20 protein-coding genes are annotated in these 20,951 nt (G+C 44.2%); 19 read left to right on the forward strand and 1 reads right to left on the reverse strand.

Features of this window, described 5'->3' with window-relative positions; genetic code table 11:
- The 13 genes from nrfD (at nt 1) to QQ041_RS11270 (ending at nt 13,453) form a co-directional block, all read left to right on the forward strand.
- Nucleotides 1–975: a cytochrome c nitrite reductase subunit NrfD gene (gene nrfD / locus QQ041_RS11210; protein WP_146489872.1), complete on the forward strand. Its 975-nt coding sequence runs from the start codon at nt 1–3 to the stop codon at nt 973–975.
- 128 nt (nt 976–1,103) lie between these two features.
- The gene (locus tag QQ041_RS11215; RefSeq protein WP_285953952.1) at nt 1,104–3,020 is read left to right on the forward strand and encodes a heme lyase CcmF/NrfE family subunit; all 1,917 of its coding nucleotides are present in this window, start codon (nt 1,104–1,106) and stop codon (nt 3,018–3,020) included.
- Nucleotides 3,001–3,558, forward strand: a complete 558-nt coding sequence (locus tag QQ041_RS11220; RefSeq protein ID WP_285953953.1) for a DsbE family thiol:disulfide interchange protein — start codon at nt 3,001–3,003, stop codon at nt 3,556–3,558. Before QQ041_RS11215 ends, QQ041_RS11220 begins: the two co-directional genes overlap by 20 nt.
- Nucleotides 3,552–3,992, forward strand: a complete 441-nt coding sequence (nrfF, locus tag QQ041_RS11225; protein WP_285953954.1) for a heme lyase NrfEFG subunit NrfF — start codon at nt 3,552–3,554, stop codon at nt 3,990–3,992. Before QQ041_RS11220 ends, nrfF begins: the two co-directional genes overlap by 7 nt.
- Before the next feature lie 89 nt (nt 3,993–4,081).
- Entirely contained in the window at nt 4,082–4,258 is a 177-nt protein-coding gene (locus tag QQ041_RS11230; protein WP_285953955.1) for a hypothetical protein, read from the forward strand.
- A gap of 249 nt (nt 4,259–4,507) precedes the next feature.
- Nucleotides 4,508–5,104, forward strand: a complete 597-nt coding sequence (ribA, locus tag QQ041_RS11235; RefSeq protein ID WP_004733379.1) for a GTP cyclohydrolase II — start codon at nt 4,508–4,510, stop codon at nt 5,102–5,104.
- Between the two features lie 176 nt (nt 5,105–5,280).
- A complete protein-coding gene (locus QQ041_RS11240) occupies nt 5,281–6,540 on the forward strand; it encodes an imelysin family protein (RefSeq protein ID WP_285953956.1) in 1,260 nt (419 codons plus the stop codon).
- A 110-nt stretch (nt 6,541–6,650) separates the two neighbouring features.
- Nucleotides 6,651–8,039 carry a di-heme oxidoredictase family protein gene (locus QQ041_RS11245; protein WP_285953957.1) on the forward strand — a complete coding sequence of 463 codons (1,389 nt, stop codon included), beginning with the start codon at nt 6,651–6,653 and terminating at the stop codon, nt 8,037–8,039.
- Between the two features lie 158 nt (nt 8,040–8,197).
- A complete protein-coding gene (locus tag QQ041_RS11250; protein WP_285953958.1) occupies nt 8,198–9,259 on the forward strand; it encodes an imelysin family protein in 1,062 nt (353 codons plus the stop codon).
- Nucleotides 9,249–10,334: a DUF1513 domain-containing protein gene (locus tag QQ041_RS11255; RefSeq protein WP_285953959.1), complete on the forward strand. Its 1,086-nt coding sequence runs from the start codon at nt 9,249–9,251 to the stop codon at nt 10,332–10,334. Before QQ041_RS11250 ends, QQ041_RS11255 begins: the two co-directional genes overlap by 11 nt.
- A gap of 80 nt (nt 10,335–10,414) precedes the next feature.
- Nucleotides 10,415–11,953 (forward strand): murein L,D-transpeptidase, encoded by a 1,539-nt coding sequence (locus QQ041_RS11260; RefSeq protein WP_146489880.1) that lies wholly within the window; start codon nt 10,415–10,417, stop codon nt 11,951–11,953.
- A gap of 198 nt (nt 11,954–12,151) precedes the next feature.
- On the forward strand, nt 12,152–12,700 hold the full coding sequence (locus QQ041_RS11265) for a YcbK family protein (RefSeq protein ID WP_048659567.1): 549 nt from the start codon (nt 12,152–12,154) through the stop codon (nt 12,698–12,700).
- 99 nt (nt 12,701–12,799) lie between these two features.
- A complete protein-coding gene (locus QQ041_RS11270; RefSeq protein WP_010438163.1) occupies nt 12,800–13,453 on the forward strand; it encodes an MBL fold metallo-hydrolase in 654 nt (217 codons plus the stop codon).
- Between the two features lie 112 nt (nt 13,454–13,565).
- Here the strand turns inward: QQ041_RS11270 and QQ041_RS11275 are convergent, their stop codons facing one another.
- A complete protein-coding gene (locus QQ041_RS11275; protein ID WP_048664740.1) occupies nt 13,566–14,366 on the reverse strand; it encodes a DUF2982 domain-containing protein in 801 nt (266 codons plus the stop codon).
- Nucleotides 14,367–14,586: 220 nt separating this feature from the next.
- Between QQ041_RS11275 and QQ041_RS11280 the strand changes: the two genes are divergently transcribed.
- From QQ041_RS11280 to QQ041_RS11305, 6 genes are all read left to right on the forward strand, one after another.
- Nucleotides 14,587–14,979, forward strand: a complete 393-nt coding sequence (locus tag QQ041_RS11280) for a hypothetical protein (protein ID WP_004733388.1) — start codon at nt 14,587–14,589, stop codon at nt 14,977–14,979.
- A gap of 576 nt (nt 14,980–15,555) precedes the next feature.
- Entirely contained in the window at nt 15,556–16,650 is a 1,095-nt protein-coding gene (locus tag QQ041_RS11285) for a TRAP transporter substrate-binding protein (RefSeq protein WP_123295016.1), read from the forward strand.
- Nucleotides 16,651–16,859: 209 nt separating this feature from the next.
- A complete protein-coding gene (locus QQ041_RS11290) occupies nt 16,860–17,420 on the forward strand; it encodes a TRAP transporter small permease subunit (protein WP_285953960.1) in 561 nt (186 codons plus the stop codon).
- 9 nt (nt 17,421–17,429) lie between these two features.
- Complete coding sequence (locus tag QQ041_RS11295; RefSeq protein ID WP_123309824.1) at nt 17,430–18,713, forward strand: TRAP transporter large permease subunit; 1,284 nt, start codon at nt 17,430–17,432, stop codon at nt 18,711–18,713.
- A 104-nt stretch (nt 18,714–18,817) separates the two neighbouring features.
- Nucleotides 18,818–20,173 carry a cache domain-containing protein gene (locus QQ041_RS11300; RefSeq protein ID WP_060982443.1) on the forward strand — a complete coding sequence of 452 codons (1,356 nt, stop codon included), beginning with the start codon at nt 18,818–18,820 and terminating at the stop codon, nt 20,171–20,173.
- Nucleotides 20,166–20,804 (forward strand): response regulator transcription factor, encoded by a 639-nt coding sequence (locus tag QQ041_RS11305; RefSeq protein WP_102480654.1) that lies wholly within the window; start codon nt 20,166–20,168, stop codon nt 20,802–20,804. The genes QQ041_RS11300 and QQ041_RS11305 overlap by 8 nt, the downstream gene beginning before the upstream one ends.
- Nucleotides 20,805–20,951 lie beyond the last annotated feature (147 nt).

A 20,951-nucleotide genomic window follows, 5' to 3' on the forward strand; every position in this document is an offset into this window, starting at 1 on the left:
ATGAGTGCATGGGACACAGCTTTTCAGTCTGGTACCGTGGTATGGGACTGGATTATAGCTATCTATCTATTTCTCGCGGGGATGTCGGCAGGTGCCGTAATGATCTCCATTTACCTAAAACGTAAGGTCATTGAAGGTGATCCTGCTCATAATGGTGTGCTAAAGGCCACGGCTTTTCTTGCGCCATTTGGGATCATTTCAGGTCTGTTGATCTTGGTCTTCCACCTGACAAAACCGTTATCATTTTGGAAGATCATGATCTTCTATAATCCAACGTCTGTGATGTCGATGGGTGTGATTTTATTTCAAGTATATATGGTGATCTTGTTCCTTTGGATAGGCATTATCTTTCGAGATCAAATAGTCACATTCTTAAACGACCAAGCATGGTTAAAAGGGCGACTCGATTTCGTAGGTAACTGGATTGGCAAATTAGAAGTGTTTGAAAATGCTTTGGAAATCTTCTTAGCTGTTCTTGCTCTGATGCTTGCCGCTTATACCGGATTCTTGTTGTCAGCTTTGAATACCTTCCCACTATTGAATAACCCAGTACTGCCGATTTTGTTCTTGTTCTCGAGTTTATCTTCGGGTGCGGCGGCGTGTATTTTATTTGGTGTGTTGGTCTTTAAAGAATCACCTCATAGCCCGAGTATTTCATGGATCCACGGATTTGAACGCCCGGTAGTAATGTTTGAGTTGTTTGTTCTTATTACTTTCTTTACTGGGCTGGTCTTCGCTGGTGGTCAAAGTGAACAAGCAGTATGGAACGCAATTGGCAGTGGTTTCTGGGCGAGTTGGTTCTGGTACGGCGTCATCGGTGTCGGCATGGTTTTACCGTTGTTGCTGAATGCCGTTACACCAACCTCAATCCGCCATAGCTCGGTGTATATTTTCTCCGTGACTTCGCTAAGCCTAATGGGCGTATTAATGCTGCGAACTTTTGTCCTTTATGCAGGGCAGTTAACGATAGCTTAATTTCGCGCAAGTTTATTAGTGAGCAGATGTCGGATAATAAACATCTGCTTATTAATGAACATGTTTTTAGTAAACATGAGATGCGTGTTCAGATCGGCTCTGCTCTAGCGGAGCCTTATTGAGGTGATATGGTCGGTTCTTTGGGGCTGTTTAGTTTAGTGTTGGTTGCTGTACTCAGTAGCATTATTGGTGTGCATTCGTTTTATCAAATGCTAAACAAACGGACGCAAAATATAAGTTTAATCCGCAGTTTCTCTCTTTCAAGTGCATTGCTTTCTCTCACTTCTGTCGCATTGCTTGGCTATGCTTTTGTCAGTGATGACTTCTCTATTCTCTATGTCGCTGAGCACTCAAATACTCAATTACCCTCATTTTTTAAGCTCGCAGCCGTATGGGCTGGCCATGAAGGTTCCTTGTTATTTTGGGTGCTGACGATCAGCGTCTGGTCTGGCGTGATCGCCTTACAAAAACACTATTCGAATGAATATCAAAGCCGTGTGTTGTGGGTAATGAATCTACTGCTCGCGATATTTGCTTGGTTCACCTTATTCGCATCAAACCCATTTGAAATGAATTCGATTTTGCCGCTAGAAGGGCGTGACCTTAACCCAATGCTGCAAGATGTCGGTCTGATTTTTCACCCTCCATTACTTTATCTTGGCTATGTCGGTTTTTCTGTGGTGTTGGCGTTTGCCGTTGCAGCCTTACTGGTAGATCCAATTGAGTTTGATTGGGTTGCCCATTGTCGCAGTTGGTGTTTGGTTGCTTGGATCTTTTTAACCGCAGGGATCATTCTTGGTTCGTGGTGGGCTTATTACGAATTAGGTTGGGGCGGCTGGTGGTTCTGGGATCCTGTTGAAAATGCCAGCTTGTTGCCGTGGCTTACTTCGACCGCTTTGCTGCACAGCCTAGGCGTTGCAAAGGGCAAACAACAACTACTGAAATGGTCTCTCAGTCTTGCTTTTATTACGTTTTGTTTGAGTATCTTAGGCACCTTTATTGTTCGTTCTGGCGTACTTACATCGGTACACGCTTTTGCTGTGGACCCAACCAAAGGTATCGCACTGCTGCTTATATTGGTTTTGGTACTGGTGAGCTCATTTTCTCTGCTTATCGTTAGAGGGGAGTCTTTTGAATCAAGCCCTATTACCAGCTTCGCCAGTAAGAGCTTTTTGAGTTTAGTCGCGGTACTCATTTTTGTTCTCGCAACAGCCGTGGTCGTTTTCGGCACATTTTATCCAATGGTATTTGAACTGCTTGGACTGGGTAACATATCGGTAGGTGCGCCTTACTTTAATCTATTGATTGCACCTTTGGCGTTGCTTGCGTTGGCCGTCGTAGGCTTAGCCCCTTTGTTGAGTATTAAGCCTCAAGCGTCGAAAGGCGTTATTATGTTGATAGCTCTAGCATCTATTTGTCTCGGGTCCGCCTGTTACGTTTTGCAAGTAGACAAGATTCAAGTGATGGCTCTGATGACATGGTCACTCGCATTTTGGGTTTTACTCACTCACGTTTATGGCTTGGCAGTAACGCACAGTTCCAAGTTCCAACGCAAAGTCTGGGTGATGACCTTTGCCCATGTCGGGGTTGCGGTATTAGCGGTAGGTGCTGCCATGAATAGCTACCACTCGTCTGAGCGCAGTTATAAGTTAAGCCCAGGAGCGGAAGTCGAGTTCATGGATTGGACGCTTGCTCATCGTGATACTGAGCTGTATGTCGCTTCAAATTTTACCGCAGAGAAGGCGATACTCAATCTAGAGTCTGGCGAGCAGAGCTTTCCTATTTCGCCGGAAAGAAGACACTACCAAGTTCGAGTCATGAACATGAGTGAGCCCGCAATGAAGTGGTTCTGGCATGGCGATGTTTATATCACCATGGGAGAGAAAGTAGACTCAACAGGTTATGCATTCCGTGTTCAGTACAAGGCGTATGCACGCTGGATTTGGTTTGGTGGGTTGTTCTCCATTCTCGGCGCTTTACTCTCATTAACTCATCGTAAAAAGAAAACCGTTAAGGCGTCACAGTATGCATACCAGCGTTCGTAACAAGCTCATCACGTTAATTGTCTTGGCATTAGTTATGGTGTTGGGGTTTGCCTTTGCGCTCAATAATAAACAGCAATCGACGATTGTGTCGGAGCAAAAAAGGGCATTTCCAGAATTCATATCTACTGCGTTAGCGAATAGTGAAGGCATCAGTAGTAAACAGGAAATTACGTTGGCTGATGTCACTCAACATCCTTACCAACTGGTCAATGTATGGGCGTCATGGTGCGGTATCTGCAAAACCGAACATGCTTTTTTGCTCAAACTTCATGACAAAGGCATTCCAATTGTTGGGCTCAATTATCGAGATAACTCTGCGGCAGCAATTAATGTGCTATCGAACGACGGCAATCCGTATTCAACGGTGATCAGTGATCCTCAAGGTAAGCTAGCGTTAGAGTTGGGCGTAATTGGCACCCCTGAAACGTATCTGGTCGACGCTGATGGCCAAATCATTAAGAAGTTACTGGGCGTGGTCAATGAATCTGTATGGCAAGAAGAACTTGCGATGTATTTTGATGGTGTGAATCTATGGTGAAGTCTTTAATACAAACACTCGTTATGCTGTCTACGCTTATGGTTATTAGTTTTCCGACTTTGGCGGAAGACTTGTTTACAGCCAGTAATAAGGACACGAGTATTCAAGTTGAACTGTTTGAGTTTGAAAACCCAGAACAGCAGCAGCGCGCTATTACATTGGCAAAAACCCTACGTTGCCCGCAATGTCAGAATCAAAACCTGATTGAGTCGAACTCTCCAATTGCAAAAGACTTACGCCTCGTTGTATTCAATATGGTGAAAGCAGGGAAGAGTAATAATGAAATTACTCAATATATGACGGAAAGGTTCGGTGAATTTGTGCTCTATAAACCAGCAATGAGTGTTTCAAACTTATTACTTTGGCTACTTCCGAGCGTATTATTTCTCGTATTTATATATCTATCAGTAAAAAGTGTTAGAAAGAGCTCATAAAAATTATGTATTACTGTTTACCAATTGACCTGTATTTTGTAACATTAAAGGATTATAAAGGCTAAGCACTGTTATATAAGGATGTATCTGTGGATAACGTAATCTCAAATTTAAAGAAAGAGTTCCATACTCATGTCCGATCTGACAAATGGGCAGAAAAATACAGTGCAAAGTCGAGCATTTCTACGCTTACTCAAGAAGAGTTAACCGAATTAGAGAACGCTTGGGTTCAGCTTGTCATCTGGAAGCAAACTCAAGCAAGTTGATCGTTCTGTAAAAAATCGTAGCCTTAGCCGCAACTGATTAATTTATAACCCCATGTTGGTCATTCCAATGTGGGGTTTTTTGTTACCTGAAAAATTATTGTTATAATATAACAATTAGTGCATGGTCGACCTTGAAAAAAATTGTTAACAGCCTCATAGTGTCTATCATTAGATAGTTAGCTACAAAATATTGCCTAGACATATAATGTAGTGTTGTTAAATACATCGAATTTTCAAGTGAGTATAGCTATGGCGGAAGTGCGTGCCAGAATAGATTTCAAAGTAGGGGTAACAAGCAGTATTGATGCTGAACTTCTGTCTTTTCATGGATTGAAAACAGATAAAGAGCATGTTGCTGTGATATTTAAATCAGCAGACAAGACACAAGACATACCTCTTGTTCGTATGCACTCTGAGTGCCTGACTGGTGATGTTTTCCATTCCTCTCGCTGTGACTGTGGCGAGCAGCTAGACGAAACCATTAGAATTATGGGTGAGACGGGTGGAGTGATTCTTTACTTACGCCAAGAAGGTCGTGGTATTGGTTTATACAATAAAATCGATGCATACCGCCTGCAAAGTGAAGGTATGAACACTTACGAAGCCAATAACCATCTAGGTTTCGGTGATGATTTGCGTGATTTTACTGAAGCGGCAGAAATGCTTCGTGCTTTAGGAACCACAAAAATTCGCCTAGTCACTAACAACCCCAAGAAAATTAATGAGCTGAAATCTTTTGGTATTGAGATTGAAGAAGTGGTGAACACCTCTGCTCATGTTAAGTCGGGTAATGAAAGCTACCTGAAGGCAAAAGTCTCACACGGTAAGCATAATCTGGATATCTGATTAGCCTCTTTGTTGCGCTTAACATAAAAATGTTTAAAGACCTCACATATGTGAGGTTTTTTTGTATTTATCTTGCAATAAAATTGTAAGTTTGTATTATTCCAATCCGTAGTGCAAATGATAATGGTTTGCACTATTACTACGAATAATAATTTAAAGCTCAACAAGGACGCTTCATGACTATTAAATCTTTAGTGACAAAAGCCGTAACTTCGTCACTCCTTTTTGCCTCTGCTTCTTCTTTCGCAGCAGTAACTCAAGATCAAGTTGTAGAACATTACGCAGATATTGCTCATGCCGTGTTTGCAGATTCAGTAATTACAGCAAAAGCGTTGAACTCTTCTATTGATACCTTCTTAGCTTCTCCTTCTGCTGGCAACTTCGAACAAGTAAAACAAGCTTGGCTTGAGTCTCGCGTACCTTACCAACAGTCTGAAGTATTCCGCTTTGGTAACGTTGTTGTTGATGATTGGGAAGGCCAATTAAACGCATGGCCACTAGATGAAGGCCTTATCGATTACGTTTCTTCTGATTACCAATATGAGCTTGGTAACGAAGGCGCAAGCGCAAACATCGTTGCGAACAAAACGTTCCAAATTGGTCAGACAACGGTAGACGCAACCAACATTACTCCAGAACTAATTGCAGATCTCAACGAGATCGGTGGCTCTGAAGCAAACGTAGCATCTGGTTACCATGCGATTGAATTCCTACTTTGGGGCCAAGATTTAAACGGCACAAACAGCGGTGCAGGTGAGCGTGCTTACACTGATTTCGTTGTTGGTGCTGAGTGTACTAACGGCAACTGTGACCGTCGTGGCGCATACCTAAAAGCATCAGCTGAACTACTTATCCAAGATCTAGAGTGGATGGAAAAACAGTGGGCTGAAGGCGAGAAAGGCAACTACCGTCAAGAACTGCTTTCTGAATCTAGCGAAAACGGCCTACGTAAAATGTTATTCGGCATGGGTTCACTGTCTCTTGGTGAGCTTGCTGGTGAGCGTATGAAAGTGGCTTTAGAAGCTAACTCTACTGAAGATGAGCACGATTGCTTCTCTGATAACACGCACAACTCTCACTACTACAACGAGCAAGGTATCTACAACGTTTATACGGGTCTATACAAGCGTGAAGACGGTACTCTGCTTTCAGGTCCTAGCCTGTTTGACCTAGTAGAGCAAAAAGATGAGCAAGCTGCGAAAGAGATCCAAAAGCAGTTTGACTTAGCACGTGCACAAGTTGGCCAGCTTGTTGTTTCTGCAGAGAAAAACAACCAGCATTTCGATCAGCTAATTGCTGCTGACAACGCTTCGGGTAACGCACTAGTAAACAAAACAATTGTTGCGCTAGTGTCTCAAACGGCTGCGATTGAGCGTGCTGCTGGTGTGATTGGCATTGATAGCCTTAACCCAGACACGGCTGATCACGAGTTCTAAGAACCCGAGACGAAAATCATAAAGGGCTCTCATTGAGCCCTTAATTGTTTGTTACTCATGAAAGTTACTCCCACATAAAAACTAAAATCAAAAACACAGCAAGGCAATGTATGAAGTCGTATCTCTCAGCCTCACTATTAACCGCACTGTTTTTCTTAGCTCCATTACATGCCCATGAAACCTACTCAGGTGGCAAAACAACCGTGAAGAAAGAGGGAGCAAACGCTTTTTCTCTTCCTGCTGCCAACCTACCAATGAGCAAACGCTTAGATTTCAGCGTAGGTAACAGCTTCTTTAGAAACCCTTGGGTTCCTGCACCATCATCAACCGATGCACGTGATGGATTGGGCCCATTGTTCAACACCAACGGTTGTCAAAACTGTCACATCAAAGATGGTCGTGGCCACGCGCCAGAAAAAGGCGATGAGAACGCGGTATCCATGCTGGTTCGCTTGAGTATTCTTGCTGAAACACCAGAGCAGAGACAAGCCTTTATTCGCGATGGTGGCATTCCAGAACCGACTTACGGTGGACAGCTACAAGATTTCGCGCTTCAAGGTGTGAAACCAGAGGGTAAAGTGAACATCAGCTACACCGATGTTCCTGTTGAATTCAAAGACGGCACGGTTGTTACTCTGCGTAAACCAACATTAAAAATCACTGAACTCGCGTTTGGTAAAATGCACCCTAAAACAGAATTTTCGGCTCGTGTTGCGCCACCAATGATCGGCCTAGGTCTACTTGAGAGCATCCCACAAGAAACGATTCTTGGCTTCGCGAAGCAACAAGCTGCGGACAGCCAAGGCGTAACAGGCAAAGCCAATTACGTTCTTGATGTTCAAACTAACGAAATGGCGTTGGGTCGATTTGGTTGGAAAGCCGGACAGCCAAACCTAATGCAACAAAATGCAGCAGCATTTAACGGCGATTTGGGCTTAACAAGCAGCTTGTTCCCGAACGAAAACTGCACATCAGCTCAATCAACCTGTGATGATTTTCCAAATGGTGGTGAACCTGAAGTCAGCGATAACATCCTAGATTTTGTTGAGTTCTATTCGCAGCATTTGGCGGTTCCAATTCGTCGTAACGTTGATAAGCCTGCGGTTGTTCAAGGTAAAAAACTGTTTAAAGCTATTGGTTGCCAAAGTTGCCACCAAGCTGAAATTCGCACAGCAGAACGTGAAGGCTTACCTGCGTTGTCTAAACAGCTAATCAGCCCATATACCGATATGTTACTGCACGATATGGGAGAAGGCTTAGCCGACAATCGCCCAGAGTATCTAGCAAACGGTCAAGAGTGGCGCACAACACCTTTATGGGGATTAGGCTATACCAAAGAAGTGAATGGTCACACGTTCTTGCTTCATGATGGTCGTGCGAGAAATGTTATGGAAGCTGTGCTTTGGCATGGCGGTGAAGCAGAAATGGCGAAACAAAACGTTTTAGATCTTAGTAGCAGCGAGCGTGAAGCGCTATTGGCGTTCTTAAACTCGTTATAAGCTGAGTTGAATTCAGTTTAGTTAACGGCTAATGACTTAAGAAAGCCGCTATTCAACCACTTAGCACCGCTGAACTTGTAGCAATACGAGGCCAGCGGTCGTTTCGCATTTAATGAACTCATATAATTAAAAGAAAAATTAGGAAGTAAGGTAACAGCATGACACATAAATTTTTGTTAATGCCTTTGTCGGCATTAATTATGGCAGGCTGCCAATCATCGGGTGAGCAAGCCGCTTCATTTGAGATTAACGGTGTGTCTTATCAAGCAGACACTACAGCCCATATTAGTCGCAGTGTTTATCGACAAGAGTTTGATTCTGCGGTGCTATTCGCGAAGCAATCGAGCGAATTAGAAGCTCTGATGCAAGGTTACTGTGAAACGGATAACGTTGAGTTAGACGCTTTGAAAGATCAATGGCAGATCACAATGAACAGCTGGATGGCACTACAAGGCCAAGAAAGAGGCCCAACAGCAGCGCTTGAAGAGAGCTGGAATGTTCAATTCTGGCCAGACAAAAAGAACACGACGGGTCTTAAGATGCGTCAGTTAACTCAGCAGAACAAAGCTTGGACTCAAGACGAAATCGCGCAGCAGAGTGTGACCGTTCAAGGGCTAGGTGCGTTGGAGTGGTCTCTGTACGACGAGCAATCTCCATTACTGCAAGACAAAGCGTCTGGTTGTCTATCTTCACAAGCGATCGCACAAAACTTGGCAATGAAATCTGCCTCTATTGCTGATGCCTGGCAGGTTAACCCTTGGTTAGCGCTAGACGAGACTCGCTGGGAGTCTGAATACATCGCTTTATTGACCAACCAACTTGATTACAGCATGAAAAAGCTGAGTCGCCCGATGGCGAAAATTGGTCATCCGCGTCCTTACTTCTCAGAATCATGGCGTGCACAAACCTCGATGACTCAACTAAAAGCCAATGTAGCAGCACTTCAGAATTTGTACCTTGCCGGTGGCAATGGCCTAGACGGCTTGTTGAGAGAGAAGGGCTTAAACGACCTAGCTGATCGCGTTGCTGACCAGTTCACATTGACGCTAGATACTTGGCCTACAGACTCAAGCTTGTTTGAGTTATTGCAGAGCAAAGAGGGCTACCGCGAGGTGCTGACTCAATACAACAAACTAGAACGTTTGAAGTACCTGATTCATGAAGAAGTGGCGATAGAGCTGGGCGTGGTAATAGGATTTAATGCTACCGATGGTGACTGATACTACACGAAGAACCTTACTGAAAGCAGCACTTGGGTGTGCTGCTGTGCCTGTGCTGCCGTTCGGATGTGCTAGCCGTTCAGGTGAAAGCGCATCGAATAAACCTCAGTTGATTGGTTGTGCGCTTAATGGTCGAGGCCAGTATTCCGCGGTTGTGGCTGATGAGTATGGCATGCCACTGAGCCAGCTACCTATCCCTGAGCGTGGCCATGGCGTCGCAATCTGCCCAACCTCATCACATGCGGTGGTTTTTGCTCGTCGTCCTGGTGACTATTTTATGGTGTTTGACTACAAAAACGGTCAGCAGATCAAAATGGTGGTGAAAGGTAACAACCGCCACTTCTATGGTCATGGCGTTTACTCATTAGACGGCACACTATTGTATGCCACTGAAGGGAAAACCGACACCAGTCAAGGCGTGATTGGCGTCTACGATGTCGCACAAGGGTATCGTAAGGTCGAAGAATTTACCGGTTTTGGTATTGGCCCTCACGAGGTGATTATCATGCCTGATGGTAATCTTGCTATCGGCGTTGGTGGTGTTCATACTGATGGCAGAACACCGAAAAACTTGGATTCCATGCAGCCTAGTTTGAGCTATGTTTCATCGCAAGGTGAGCTGCTTGATCAGGTTGAATTGTTGGATAAGAAGTTAAGCATTCGACACTTAGCGCATGATGGGGCAGAGACTGTACTTTGTGGCCAGCAATATCGCGGCGAACCGGATGAATATCCTTCACTTTTGGCGATGCACATCAAAGGTGGGCAGTTTGAATCACTGAATGCGGAGCCGGAGCAATGGGCAAGGTTCAATCATTATATTGCGAGTATCGCAGCCTCAGATGATTGGATTATCGCGACCTCGCCAAGAGGGAATTGCTACGGTATTTGGTCTAAAGAAACCAAAGAGTTAGTTGAGCTTTCTGCGCTATCTGATGCCTCTGGTGCCGTGTTACTTGATGGAGAGTTTCGATTAAGCTCTGGGGCGGGAAGTGTGGTTAGTCAGCGCAAGCCTTATGAGAAATCAACTCAGCAATCATCGATCCAATGGGATAACCATTGGAGCTCAATCTGATTCATAAAGCCTCTTAAAAATAACATGCTTACTCCCATTTCTTTGCCATACTTATGGGATGGTTGGTGATGGAGTTAAGCATGTTCGCGAAATACTTCTGTGGGTTATTAGTTTTAGTTTCTGTGCACACATGGAGCTATACGAGTTCTGATGAAGGTCGTTTCTTTCCGGCTGATTCAGAGCTATCTTTCATGCTGATTTATCCCGAACTAACCCAGAGCATTTATCAAGACTCATCTCTCCCTATTCTTTGGGATTCGCCTGAACTTGTTAAGGCATTCGAATTTCAATTGTCGTTGCTCGAACAAGCACAAATGGCACCACTCTTTGAACGACAACTCAAGCAAATCCGTCACTATCAATCCCATGCACAATGGCAAGAGTTGGACATCTTACTCACCGACACCTTTATCTACTATTTAAGCTATGTTGAAAACGCACCATTTGCCGGTAAGGAGTGGTATTTCTCAGGTAAGCTGCATTCCAAATTACCTCCACCGTCCCCCCATATTTTGATGAGACTAAAAAGCAGTGTCGCCAATGATTACTTATTGGAGATGGTGTTGTCTTACGCACCGCCAGTAGGGGATTTTGACCAATTCAAAGCAACCTATTCCGTGTTAGAAACCGCGTCTGAACTCGATATTGAGCGGTACAGACAAAAAGGCTTAAAACGCTTGGGGGATAAGCTTTCAGACAAAGCGATTCTTGTTGAGCGCATTGCGTTGGTCGGCGTGGATACCTCTATGATTGCTGTCGATTTCCCTGTGTTTGATCGAGATCTGCAAGCGGCGATTCAGTCCTTCCAGCGCATGCACGGCCTAACAGCGGATGGGATTATTGGGCCAGACACGATCAAGTGGATCAACATGAGCTTCGATGATCGATTGAGCTCTTTGGCTTTGAATGCAGAGCGTGTTCGCTTGTGGCCAAGGAATAGAGACTCTCTTATAGTAGTCAACGTGCCTAGCTTTGATATGAAGTATTGGGAAGACGGCGAAGAGGTATTTGAGTCTAAGGTCGTCGTGGGAAGAAAATCGCGAAAAACCCCGCTTTTAGAGATAAACCTCGATTCTGTCATTCTAAACCCGACTTGGAATGTGCCATGGAAAATCATGGTCAAAGATATCCTGCCCAAAGTAAAAGCGGACGAAAGCTATTTAGAGACACACAACTTCCAAGTCATTGATGGCTGGCGTACCATGGAAACGGTCGATACCACCGAGATAGATTGGCAGACCATCAATTTCAATTCATTCCCATATCGAATGCGTCAACAGGCGGGTTCGAGTAATGCATTAGGTTTGTACAAGTTCAACACACCTAACAAAAGAGCGATTTATCTGCACGATACGCCAAGTAAAGGCCTGTTTAATGATGACTTCCGTGCTTATAGCTCAGGTTGTATACGTGTCGAACATGCAGAAGAACTTGCTGAGTTATTGTTTGCCACTAAGGTAAGGAAAGTACCGAACCAAAATGATGACCTTGCTCCGAACACTAAGGTTCGCCTCAAAAAGCGAATTCCTGTGCATATCATCTATCAAACCGTGTTGTTTGAAGAAGGGGGCATACAGTACCGTGGCGATATCTACCAATATGATAAAGAGGGTGGTTGATTGAAATGTGTTCAATAAAGGTGATCTTGACTAAAAAATGACAACTAAGCTTCTATTGATAAAATTATAATGTGGATCAATAACTAACCGCGTAAAGGTTACAAATACTAACCTTTTGAGCGCTTTTAGTACGTTGACGCAGCAATTTCCATTATGTATCGTGCATTTTTCGTTCGATCTAATTGGTTTTTTTGCTGTATGTCTCAAAGTTTATTTTCTCGCCGTCAGTTTCTGACTTACGCTGGTGGTACCGCTGTTATCGCCTCAATTACACCTTCTATCGCTTTTGCTTCATACCCGGATCAACCAAGAACGATTAGCATGAATAACCTTCACACCGGTGAAAGATTAGAGACCTGTTATTTCGATGGTACTAACTATGTTGGTGACGAGATGGCACGCCTTAGCAAGCTATGTCGCGATTTCCGCCGCAATGAAATTCATCCAATGGATAAAAACCTGTTTGATCAGATCACTCAGATTCAAAACGTGTTAGGTATTCAAAAAGAAGTCCAGATCATCTCTGGTTACCGTTCTCCAGCGACCAATGAAGCATTGCGCTCAAAGTCGAGTGGCGTGGCGAAGAAGAGTTATCACATGCTTGGTAAAGCGATCGATTTTCGTATCGATGGTGTCGATCTGAAAGAGCTAAGAGACGTAGCCAAAAGCCTGAATGCCGGTGGTGTTGGTTATTATGCACGTAGCAACTTTATCCATATCGATACTGGCCCAGTACGTAGCTGGTAGAGTTAGGTTGAGTTTGCGAGCGAATGCTAGGTACTTGTCAAAGTAGACATCCAATGTCATAGTTTGCCCAAATTTCAGTTTGCCCTCTAAGGTTTGTATATGTCTCTTAAGTATCAAGTTGTACCTGTTACCTCTTTCTCTCAAAACTGCTCAATTGTGTGGTGTGATGAGACAATGGAAGGCATCGTTGTCGATCCGGGCGGTGATGTTCAACAACTAGCTGCGATCATTGAAGAGCTAGGTGTTAAAGTGGTGAACTTGGTACTGACGCACGGTCACTTAGATCATGTTGGTGGTACGGTACCACTTGCTGAGATCTTAAAGGTGAATATTGTTGGTCCACATAAGGCCGATAACTTCTGGCTTCAAGGTCTAGAGAATCAAAGCCAAATGTTTGGATTTCCACTGTGTAAAGCCTTTGAACCAAACACTTGGTTAGAAGAGGGTGACAAAGTCACGTTTGGTAATCAAGTGATCGACGTGATTCACACGCCGGGCCACACTCCAGGCCATGTTGTACTGTTCAGCGAGCAAGCACGTCTAGCGTTTGTGGGTGATGTATTGTTTAACGGCGCAATTGGTCGTACTGACTTCCCACAAGGTGATTTCAATACACTTATCGCTTCAATTAAGACAAAGCTTTGGCCACTAGGCAGTGACGTAACATTCGTTCCGGGTCATGGTCCTGAATCGACATTCGGTCGCGAGCGCGCATCAAACCCGTTCGTAGCAGATGAAATGCCTCTGTACTAATTAAGCCTTTGATTAAAAGACCAGTTGTTCGTGTCGATTGATTGAAAAATGAAGCTTAGCTTTTGTTGTGAAAGCTAAGCTTTTTTATTGCGCGCGAATTTACTGGCAACCCTTAGTCAGAAAGGCGTTCAGCAGCAGCCAAGTAGCGTCGAGCCAGTCCAACAAACTCTTCTCCACTCATATTTAAATCTTGAGTTGATATGAAAATATCATAACCGTGGAAGCCCCTTTGATACTTCATCCTGTTGGCAAGCATCGCCTGTAATCCAGAATAGTCTTTAATCACCGTGCTTTGATTGTTCGTTTCATCAGATGATTCTGAGGTCGTCTGTGTTTGGCTATCGTTGAAGCTTACCTCTTCAGTATTTTTTAACTCTTTATATCGGCTCAGTTCCACACAACCGTTCTCAGTGCAGCGCGTATGGTAATGCGATGAGTCGAGAACCATATCTTCAAAGTTTGACTCTTTACCCGCTTGTTTGGCTCCTAGATACAAAAGTGCTCGTTGGCTGAGTAATAACTCACAGGTGATTTTAGGGCAGATCGAATCGAGGTAGGGCGAGTAATCTTTAACCTTGATACCAATCCAAGGCAAAGGTTGGTGCCAGCCATCTTGTTCATAGGTGCAAAGCCCAATTTTTTGGATGTTGTTCCACTTTAAGACCCAGCCCCCTTTATAAAAATGCTGCTGAAAATGAGTCGGGGTGAGTGTGAACATCACTCGGCTGCGCAGCATCAAATAGTAGCCGGTTCCCAGAAGGGCAATACTGCAAAAAGCACCCACGATCAGTAACTTTGGGTTGTCACTGTAGAGCGCAACGATCAAGCAAATGAAGCCTAAAATAACGGCGAGGATACGGTACGAGCGAGTGAATGAAGGCAAAGAGAAATTAGTAAGGTGACGAGTGTCCATAGGCAACACCAAGTTTTCATATTTTTGTCTGGATGGATAACCAGTGTATATGACCCTGAATTGATAAGTCGATGTTTAAATAATAGACGCTAGTAGACAATATCGGTATTTTTCGTCGACTTTCGACGCTTCACTCTACAAATAGCTCCTGTTTTTTGGTATAAATCGCGCTTCAAATTTTCACCACTGCGAAAAGAGCAGTGAACTGGAGAAATATTCAATGAGACTTGCTCATAAGCGTAAGGTGCAGGCTAAACTGCAGAAACGCACTAAAGCGGCTGTAGTTAAAGCAGTGGCAACGCCGAAAAAAGCGAAGCCTGTCGCAGAGAAAGTTGTAGCAGAAAAAACTGTAGCAGCAAAACCAGCGGTAGAAAAAGCAGTAGCAGCAACTAAAGAAGTTGCAGTAGCACTGACTCCTAAGCAACAACAAGTTCTAGACATCGTTGTTAGCAATGCTGAAGGCATTAACCCTAAAGGTATCGGCCTAGCAGCTGGTCAAGAAGACGCGAAAGCAGCTTCATGGGCAACAGGCGCATTGAAAAAACTTCTTGAAGAAAACCTAGTAGCGAAAGAGCAGCTAGCAGGTAACAAGGTTATCTACAAAGCTATCTAATCCTTTGGGATTCTATTCGCTTCGTTAAGTTTTTAAGCCTCGATTTTCGAGGCTTTTTTGTATTTGTCGGATTATCCTAATCCTAATCCCATATTCACATTCAAACCCAAATTAAAATCAACCCCAGAAGCCTTATTTCCAATTGACTGACCCCTTACGTTTTTAGTCTGTCTTTCGCGAGTCCTATGTTTTAAATCAATAAGCATCAAAGTTGGTTTTCTGATTCTCTGAAATTATGGTTTTCTCGGATTGAGTGCATTTAGGTGCGTATTTGAGGTGTGGTGAGAATAGAGCCTCATCACGAAATGGCAATCAATTGTTAACGGTATTTAATTATTAATACTTAGGTATTTATCAATAAACATTCCTCTAGTGAATAAGGTGATTCCTTTAAAATCGACATCACTTAATCATCTCCTACGTAGTTCTACGTAATCCTTTGGTCTAATACGCAGTTTGTGTACGCCTGTCGTGCGTGCTCTCCCTGATATCTTGTTACCTCATCACGGTGCACTCTTATGTTGAATCATAAAAAATGCTCATAGAAAGAGTGTTAACCCAACAAAGGACGTGAACATGAGTCTCATTTCTAACTCCCTCACACGAGTTTTTAAAAACGTTGCAGTAACCGCTGCGGCTTGTTTAGCTTTGGTCGCTACTGGTGCTACAGCCGCTGATAAGGTTTACCGTTTAAAGCTTGCAGAAACGTGGGGACCAAACTTCCCAGTTTTCGGTGATGCAACTAAGAACATGGCAGCGATGGCTGAGAAGATGTCGAATGGTCGACTTCAAATCAGAATCGATTCAGCAAACAAACACAAAGCCCCTCTTGGCGTTTTTGACATGGTCAAGTCTGGTCAATACGACATGGGTCACTCAGGCTCTTACTACTGGAAAGGTAAAGTTCCAAACACTCTTTACTTCACTTCTATGCCTTTCGGTATGACGCCAGCAGAACAATACGCGTGGTTCTATCACGGTGGTGGTATGGAGTTGATGGAGCAAGTTTACTCTCCACACAACTTGATGTCGTTCCCAGGTGGTAACACAGATATTCAGATGGGTGGTTGGTTTCAAAAAGAGATCAACAGCGTTGAAGATCTACAAGGTCTGAAAATGCGAATCCCAGGCTTTGCCGGCGAGATTCTTGCTGAGCTAGGTGCTAAACCGACGAATATTGCCCCAGGTGAACTTTACACGTCTCTAGAACGTCGCACGATTGATGCACTAGAGTGGGTAGGTCCATCACTTGATCTGCGTATGGGTTTCCACAAAATCGCGCCGTACTACTACACAGGTTGGCATGAGCCGGGCTCAGAGCTTCAATTCCTAGTGAACAAGCGCACTTGGAACAAGCTGCCTGAAGATCTACAAGAAATCTTACGTGTTGCAATGCGTACCGCGGCTTACGACATGTACACACAAGCTACGCACGAAAGTGGTAAGAACTGGGTTTCAATGAAGACTGAGTACCCAGATGTACAAGTGAAAGACTTCCCGCCAGCGGTTATGTCTGCACTGAAAGAAGCGAACGATCGCCTACTTGCTGCACATGCTGAGAAAGATGAATTGGCGAAAGAGATCCAAGCTTCACAAGCAAGTTACCTAGAGCAAGTGCGCTCATGGACGGATATTTCACATAGAGCTTACCTAAATAGCCAAGCGAAATAATCGCCCCTTGTTGAACTGAATCTAAATGAACCCGACGCTTTTCTTATTGAGTATTTAAGAGCGAATAAGCCGAGGGTTCATTTTAAACATAATAATTAAATGCCCAAGAACCCTTTCTACGTCGTGCCTATTGCTAGCTATAAACTGAATCGTTTTTAGTTGGGTTAGCTGTACTGCGCGATGTCTTTTCAAATTCCATGGAGTCGGGAATGCGAAGTCTAATTTATATTGAACGCCTGTTTAATCGTATCGGTGATGCACTGGGATGGCTTTCCAGTATGTTGTTTATTTTACTGATCGCCAACGTCGTGTATGACGTTGTCATGAGATATGCATTCAACGATGTCTCTATCGCCTTCCAAGAGATGGAATGGCATCTGTTCTCTGCCGTTTTCCTATTAGGTGTGCCATATGCCATCAAAGCGGGTGGTCATGTTCGAGTCGACGTCTTCTATGAGCAGTTGAGCTTTAAAGCGCAAGCCATTATTGATCTGTTAGGTACGCTTATCTTCCTACTGCCGTTTTGTTTGTTGGTAGCTTGGTTTGGTATTGATGTGGCCAAAGAGAGCTATGAACTTGGTGAAACCTCAGGCGATCCGGGTGGCCTGCCGTATCGCTGGATCATCAAAGCCATGATCCCGTTGTCATTCTTCTTAATGGCACTCAGTGGCGTAGGTTTGATCCTGCATTCACTGAACAAGATTTTTAATCCGCACCTTATCCATGCAACTAACACGCATGTAAACAATACTCATACAAAGAACAAGTAGAGGCTGAACATGATTGGAATAGTAATGTTTTTCGTAGCCTTGTTTGCACTTTTACTTGGCTTCCCAGTAGCGTTTACCTTTGGTGGTATCGCGTTAATCTTTGGTGTTTGGGCTGAGGGCATCGAAATGTTTGCCTTCATGCCATATCGAATTCAATCAATCATGGAAAACACGGTGCTGATGGCCGTTCCATTGTTTGTTTTCATGGGGCTTGTTCTGCAAAAGACCAAGCTTGCTGAGCAGTTGCTTGAGTCTATGGGGCGATTGTTTGGTGGTGTTCGTGGTGGTATCGCGATTTCAACCGTACTAGTAGGATCACTGCTTGCGGCTTCTACTGGCGTCGTTGGTGCTTCTGTTGTTGCAATGGGACTTATCTCATTGCCGGTAATGCTCAAATACAATTACGATAAAGGCTTAGCCTGCGGCACTATTTGTGCGTCTGGTACGTTAGGGCAAATCATCCCGCCATCTATCGTTTTGATTCTATTAGGCGATGTTCTTGGCGTGCCTGTTGGTGACTTGTTCCAAGCCGCAATTTGGCCGGGCGTGATGTTAGTTGGCGCGTACATCCTTTATATCTTGATATACGCCAAGCTCCACCCTGAAGCGGCTCAACCGATTGAGCGAGATGATTCAATCAGCCGTAAGCAAGAAGTGTTAGATGCACTTAAAGCGATTCTTCCACCTCTCGCGTTAATCATAGTGGTACTGGGTTCAATCTTTGCGGGTGTTGCTACGCCAACAGAGTCTGCTGCTCTCGGTGGTGCAGGTGCGATGGTACTTGCTTTGCTATACGGTCAATTTAGTTGGTCGATGGTGTATGACGCGTCTAAAGAGACGGTGAAAGTCACGGCGATGGTATTCGCTATCTTGTTGGGTGCAACAGCGTTCTCGATGGCGTTTACCTACACGGGTGGTGACTATCTGGTTGAAGAGTGGATGCTACAACTGCCAGGTGAGAAATGGGGCTTCCTGATCATTACTATGTTGGTGATTTTGATTTTGGGTTTCTTTATCGACTTCGTAGAGATCTGTTTCATCATCGTGCCGATCATTGCGCCAGTTGCTGAACTGATGGGCATCAACATGACATGGTTCGCTATCCTTATCGCGATGAACCTACAAACCTCTTTCTTAACGCCGCCATTTGGTTTTAGTCTGTTCTATTTAAAAGGGGTAGCACCAAAAGGCGTGACGACGAAGGACATCTATCGTGGCGTGATGCCGTTCATTCTGATTCAAATCCTCGTACTTGGATCACTTCTCGCTTTCCCTTCTTTCTATGGAATGTGAGTGAAGCCTAGAATGTGAATGATATGTTTCAACGACTATCTATAAATTGATAAAGTAAAACGGCTTATTGATGTTCAGTAAGCCGTTTTTTGTGAGGGAAAGGAATGCCTCTAAAAGCCAAGCTGATTTTGCTGACGCTGCTCCCGTTGCTGCTCGTAACGGCGAGTATCAGCTGGATCTCGTTACATCAAACCAAGACATTGGGTGATAAAGAAGTTGAGATCTTTAGAGATAGCCTAATCAAGTCGCGCGAAAACGCCCTCAAAGACACGGTTGACCTTGCGTTCGATGCCATAGAACACATTTATAACGATCCAAATATCCAAGAAGCTCAAGCCAAAAAAGAAGTTCGAACCATATTGTCTAAACTTAGATATGGCTCTGATGGGTATTTCTTCGCCTATGATCGCCACGGGACCAACTTGGTTCATCCAATACAGCCAGAGTTGATAGGTCAAAACCTACTGCAACTGCAAGATGAGGATGGCGACTTTCTGATAGAAGCTCTGTTAAGAGAGGCGCAAACCGGAGGTGGTTTTCACCAATATTTGTGGCAAAAGCCTTCGACGGGTGAGGTGGTGTCTAAGTTGAGCTACGCCGCTTGGCTAGAGCGTTGGGACTGGATGATTGGCACCGGTTTGTATATCGAAGATGTGCATCAAGAAGTGGCTTCGATGCAGGCTGCAATAAACAAGAACATTGAAACCACGTTCTTTTCGATTGTGGTGATTTTGAGCGTGACGGTCGCCGTTATTATCGTGCTTACCTTAGCCATCAACATGCATGAACATCGCATTGCCGATAACAATTTGAAGGAACTGGCACATAAAACGGTGATGTTTCAAGAGGACGAGAAGAAGCACTTAGCGCGTGAGTTACATGATGGTATTAATCAATTATTAGTGTCGAGTCGTTGCCACTTAGAGCTACTCGGTAATAAGTTACAAAGTGAAGACCTTAAAGCACATTTGAATAAGTCACAGCACTCACTGATGCGAGCGATTGAAGAGGTGAGGCACATTTCACATCAACTTCGCCCAAGTTCACTGGATGACATAGGCTTAGAAGCGGCATTGTCTTCGTTGTTATTAGATTTTCAGGCGCACTCCGGCATTGAGGTGGAAACTTTATTTAGCACTCAACCGGGTAAGTTAAAATCAGAAGCCGCAACGACCTTGTATCGAGTGGTACAAGAGTCCCTGAATAACATAGAGAAACACGCACAAGCGACCAAAGTAACGGTTATCGCCCAGCAAATTGGTAACGTGTTGCAACTGCTTATCCAAGATAATGGTGTCGGTTTCAATACCTATAAAGCGATGGAAAAGCGAGGGATCGGGCTGCGTAACATGAGAGAGCGAGTGGAGTTCATTGGCGGTGATTTTGAGTTGATGAGTGAGATTGGTTTCGGAACGGAAATTACGGTGTTACTGACACTAGAAGGATTAGTGAATGAGTGAAGTTATTCGAGTTGTGATTGCTGACGATCACCAAGTCGTACTGGATGGCTTTATGGCGAGATTAGAACTCGAGCCTGATATTAGCGTGATAGGCACAGCCAGTAATGGATTAGAAGCGGTTGAGACAGTGAAAACGCTGCGCCCTGATGTGGTGTTGATGGATATCAGCATGCCCATCATGAATGGTATTGATGCGACCCACCTGATTAAAGAAGAAGACCCTGAAGCCAAGGTGTTGATGCTGACCATGCATAACAACCGTGAATACATTATGAAGGTGATGCAGTCGGGTGCGGTCGGCTATATGTTGAAAGAGATTTCGGCTGAAAAAATGGTGCAGGCAATCAAAACGGTCAATCAAGGCTCAACCTATTTCTGTGAAAAAGTAACGCAGAATTTGTTTACTCAGCCGATTACTCCGACGCCATCTGTGAAGAATCCATTGAGCAGACGTGAAGAGGCTGTGCTGAAATTAGTCGCAAAAGGGGAGAGCAGTAAAGAGGTCGCGAAGGCACTGAATATCAGCTATCGAACGGTCGAAACCCATAGACAGAATATTAAGCATAAGCTGGACATTCACTCTACAGCAGAGCTTGCTAAATACGCAGTCAGCTCCGGGCTTGTGGACTAATCTTACGCTAAATTACATTAAATGTGTAATTTAATTACTAAATGTGCAATTTAGGCCTCCTTTATGGAGGTTTTTTTAGTATTTTTGCGACAGGTTGATATTCTTCATTTCGAAATTTAAGCGCCGAATGCAATGTTGCAAACAGTG

Origin of the sequence: Vibrio sp. TMPB1044 (assembly GCF_030442075.1) — a bacterium.
GTDB lineage: Bacteria > Pseudomonadota > Gammaproteobacteria > Enterobacterales > Vibrionaceae > Vibrio > Vibrio satsumensis.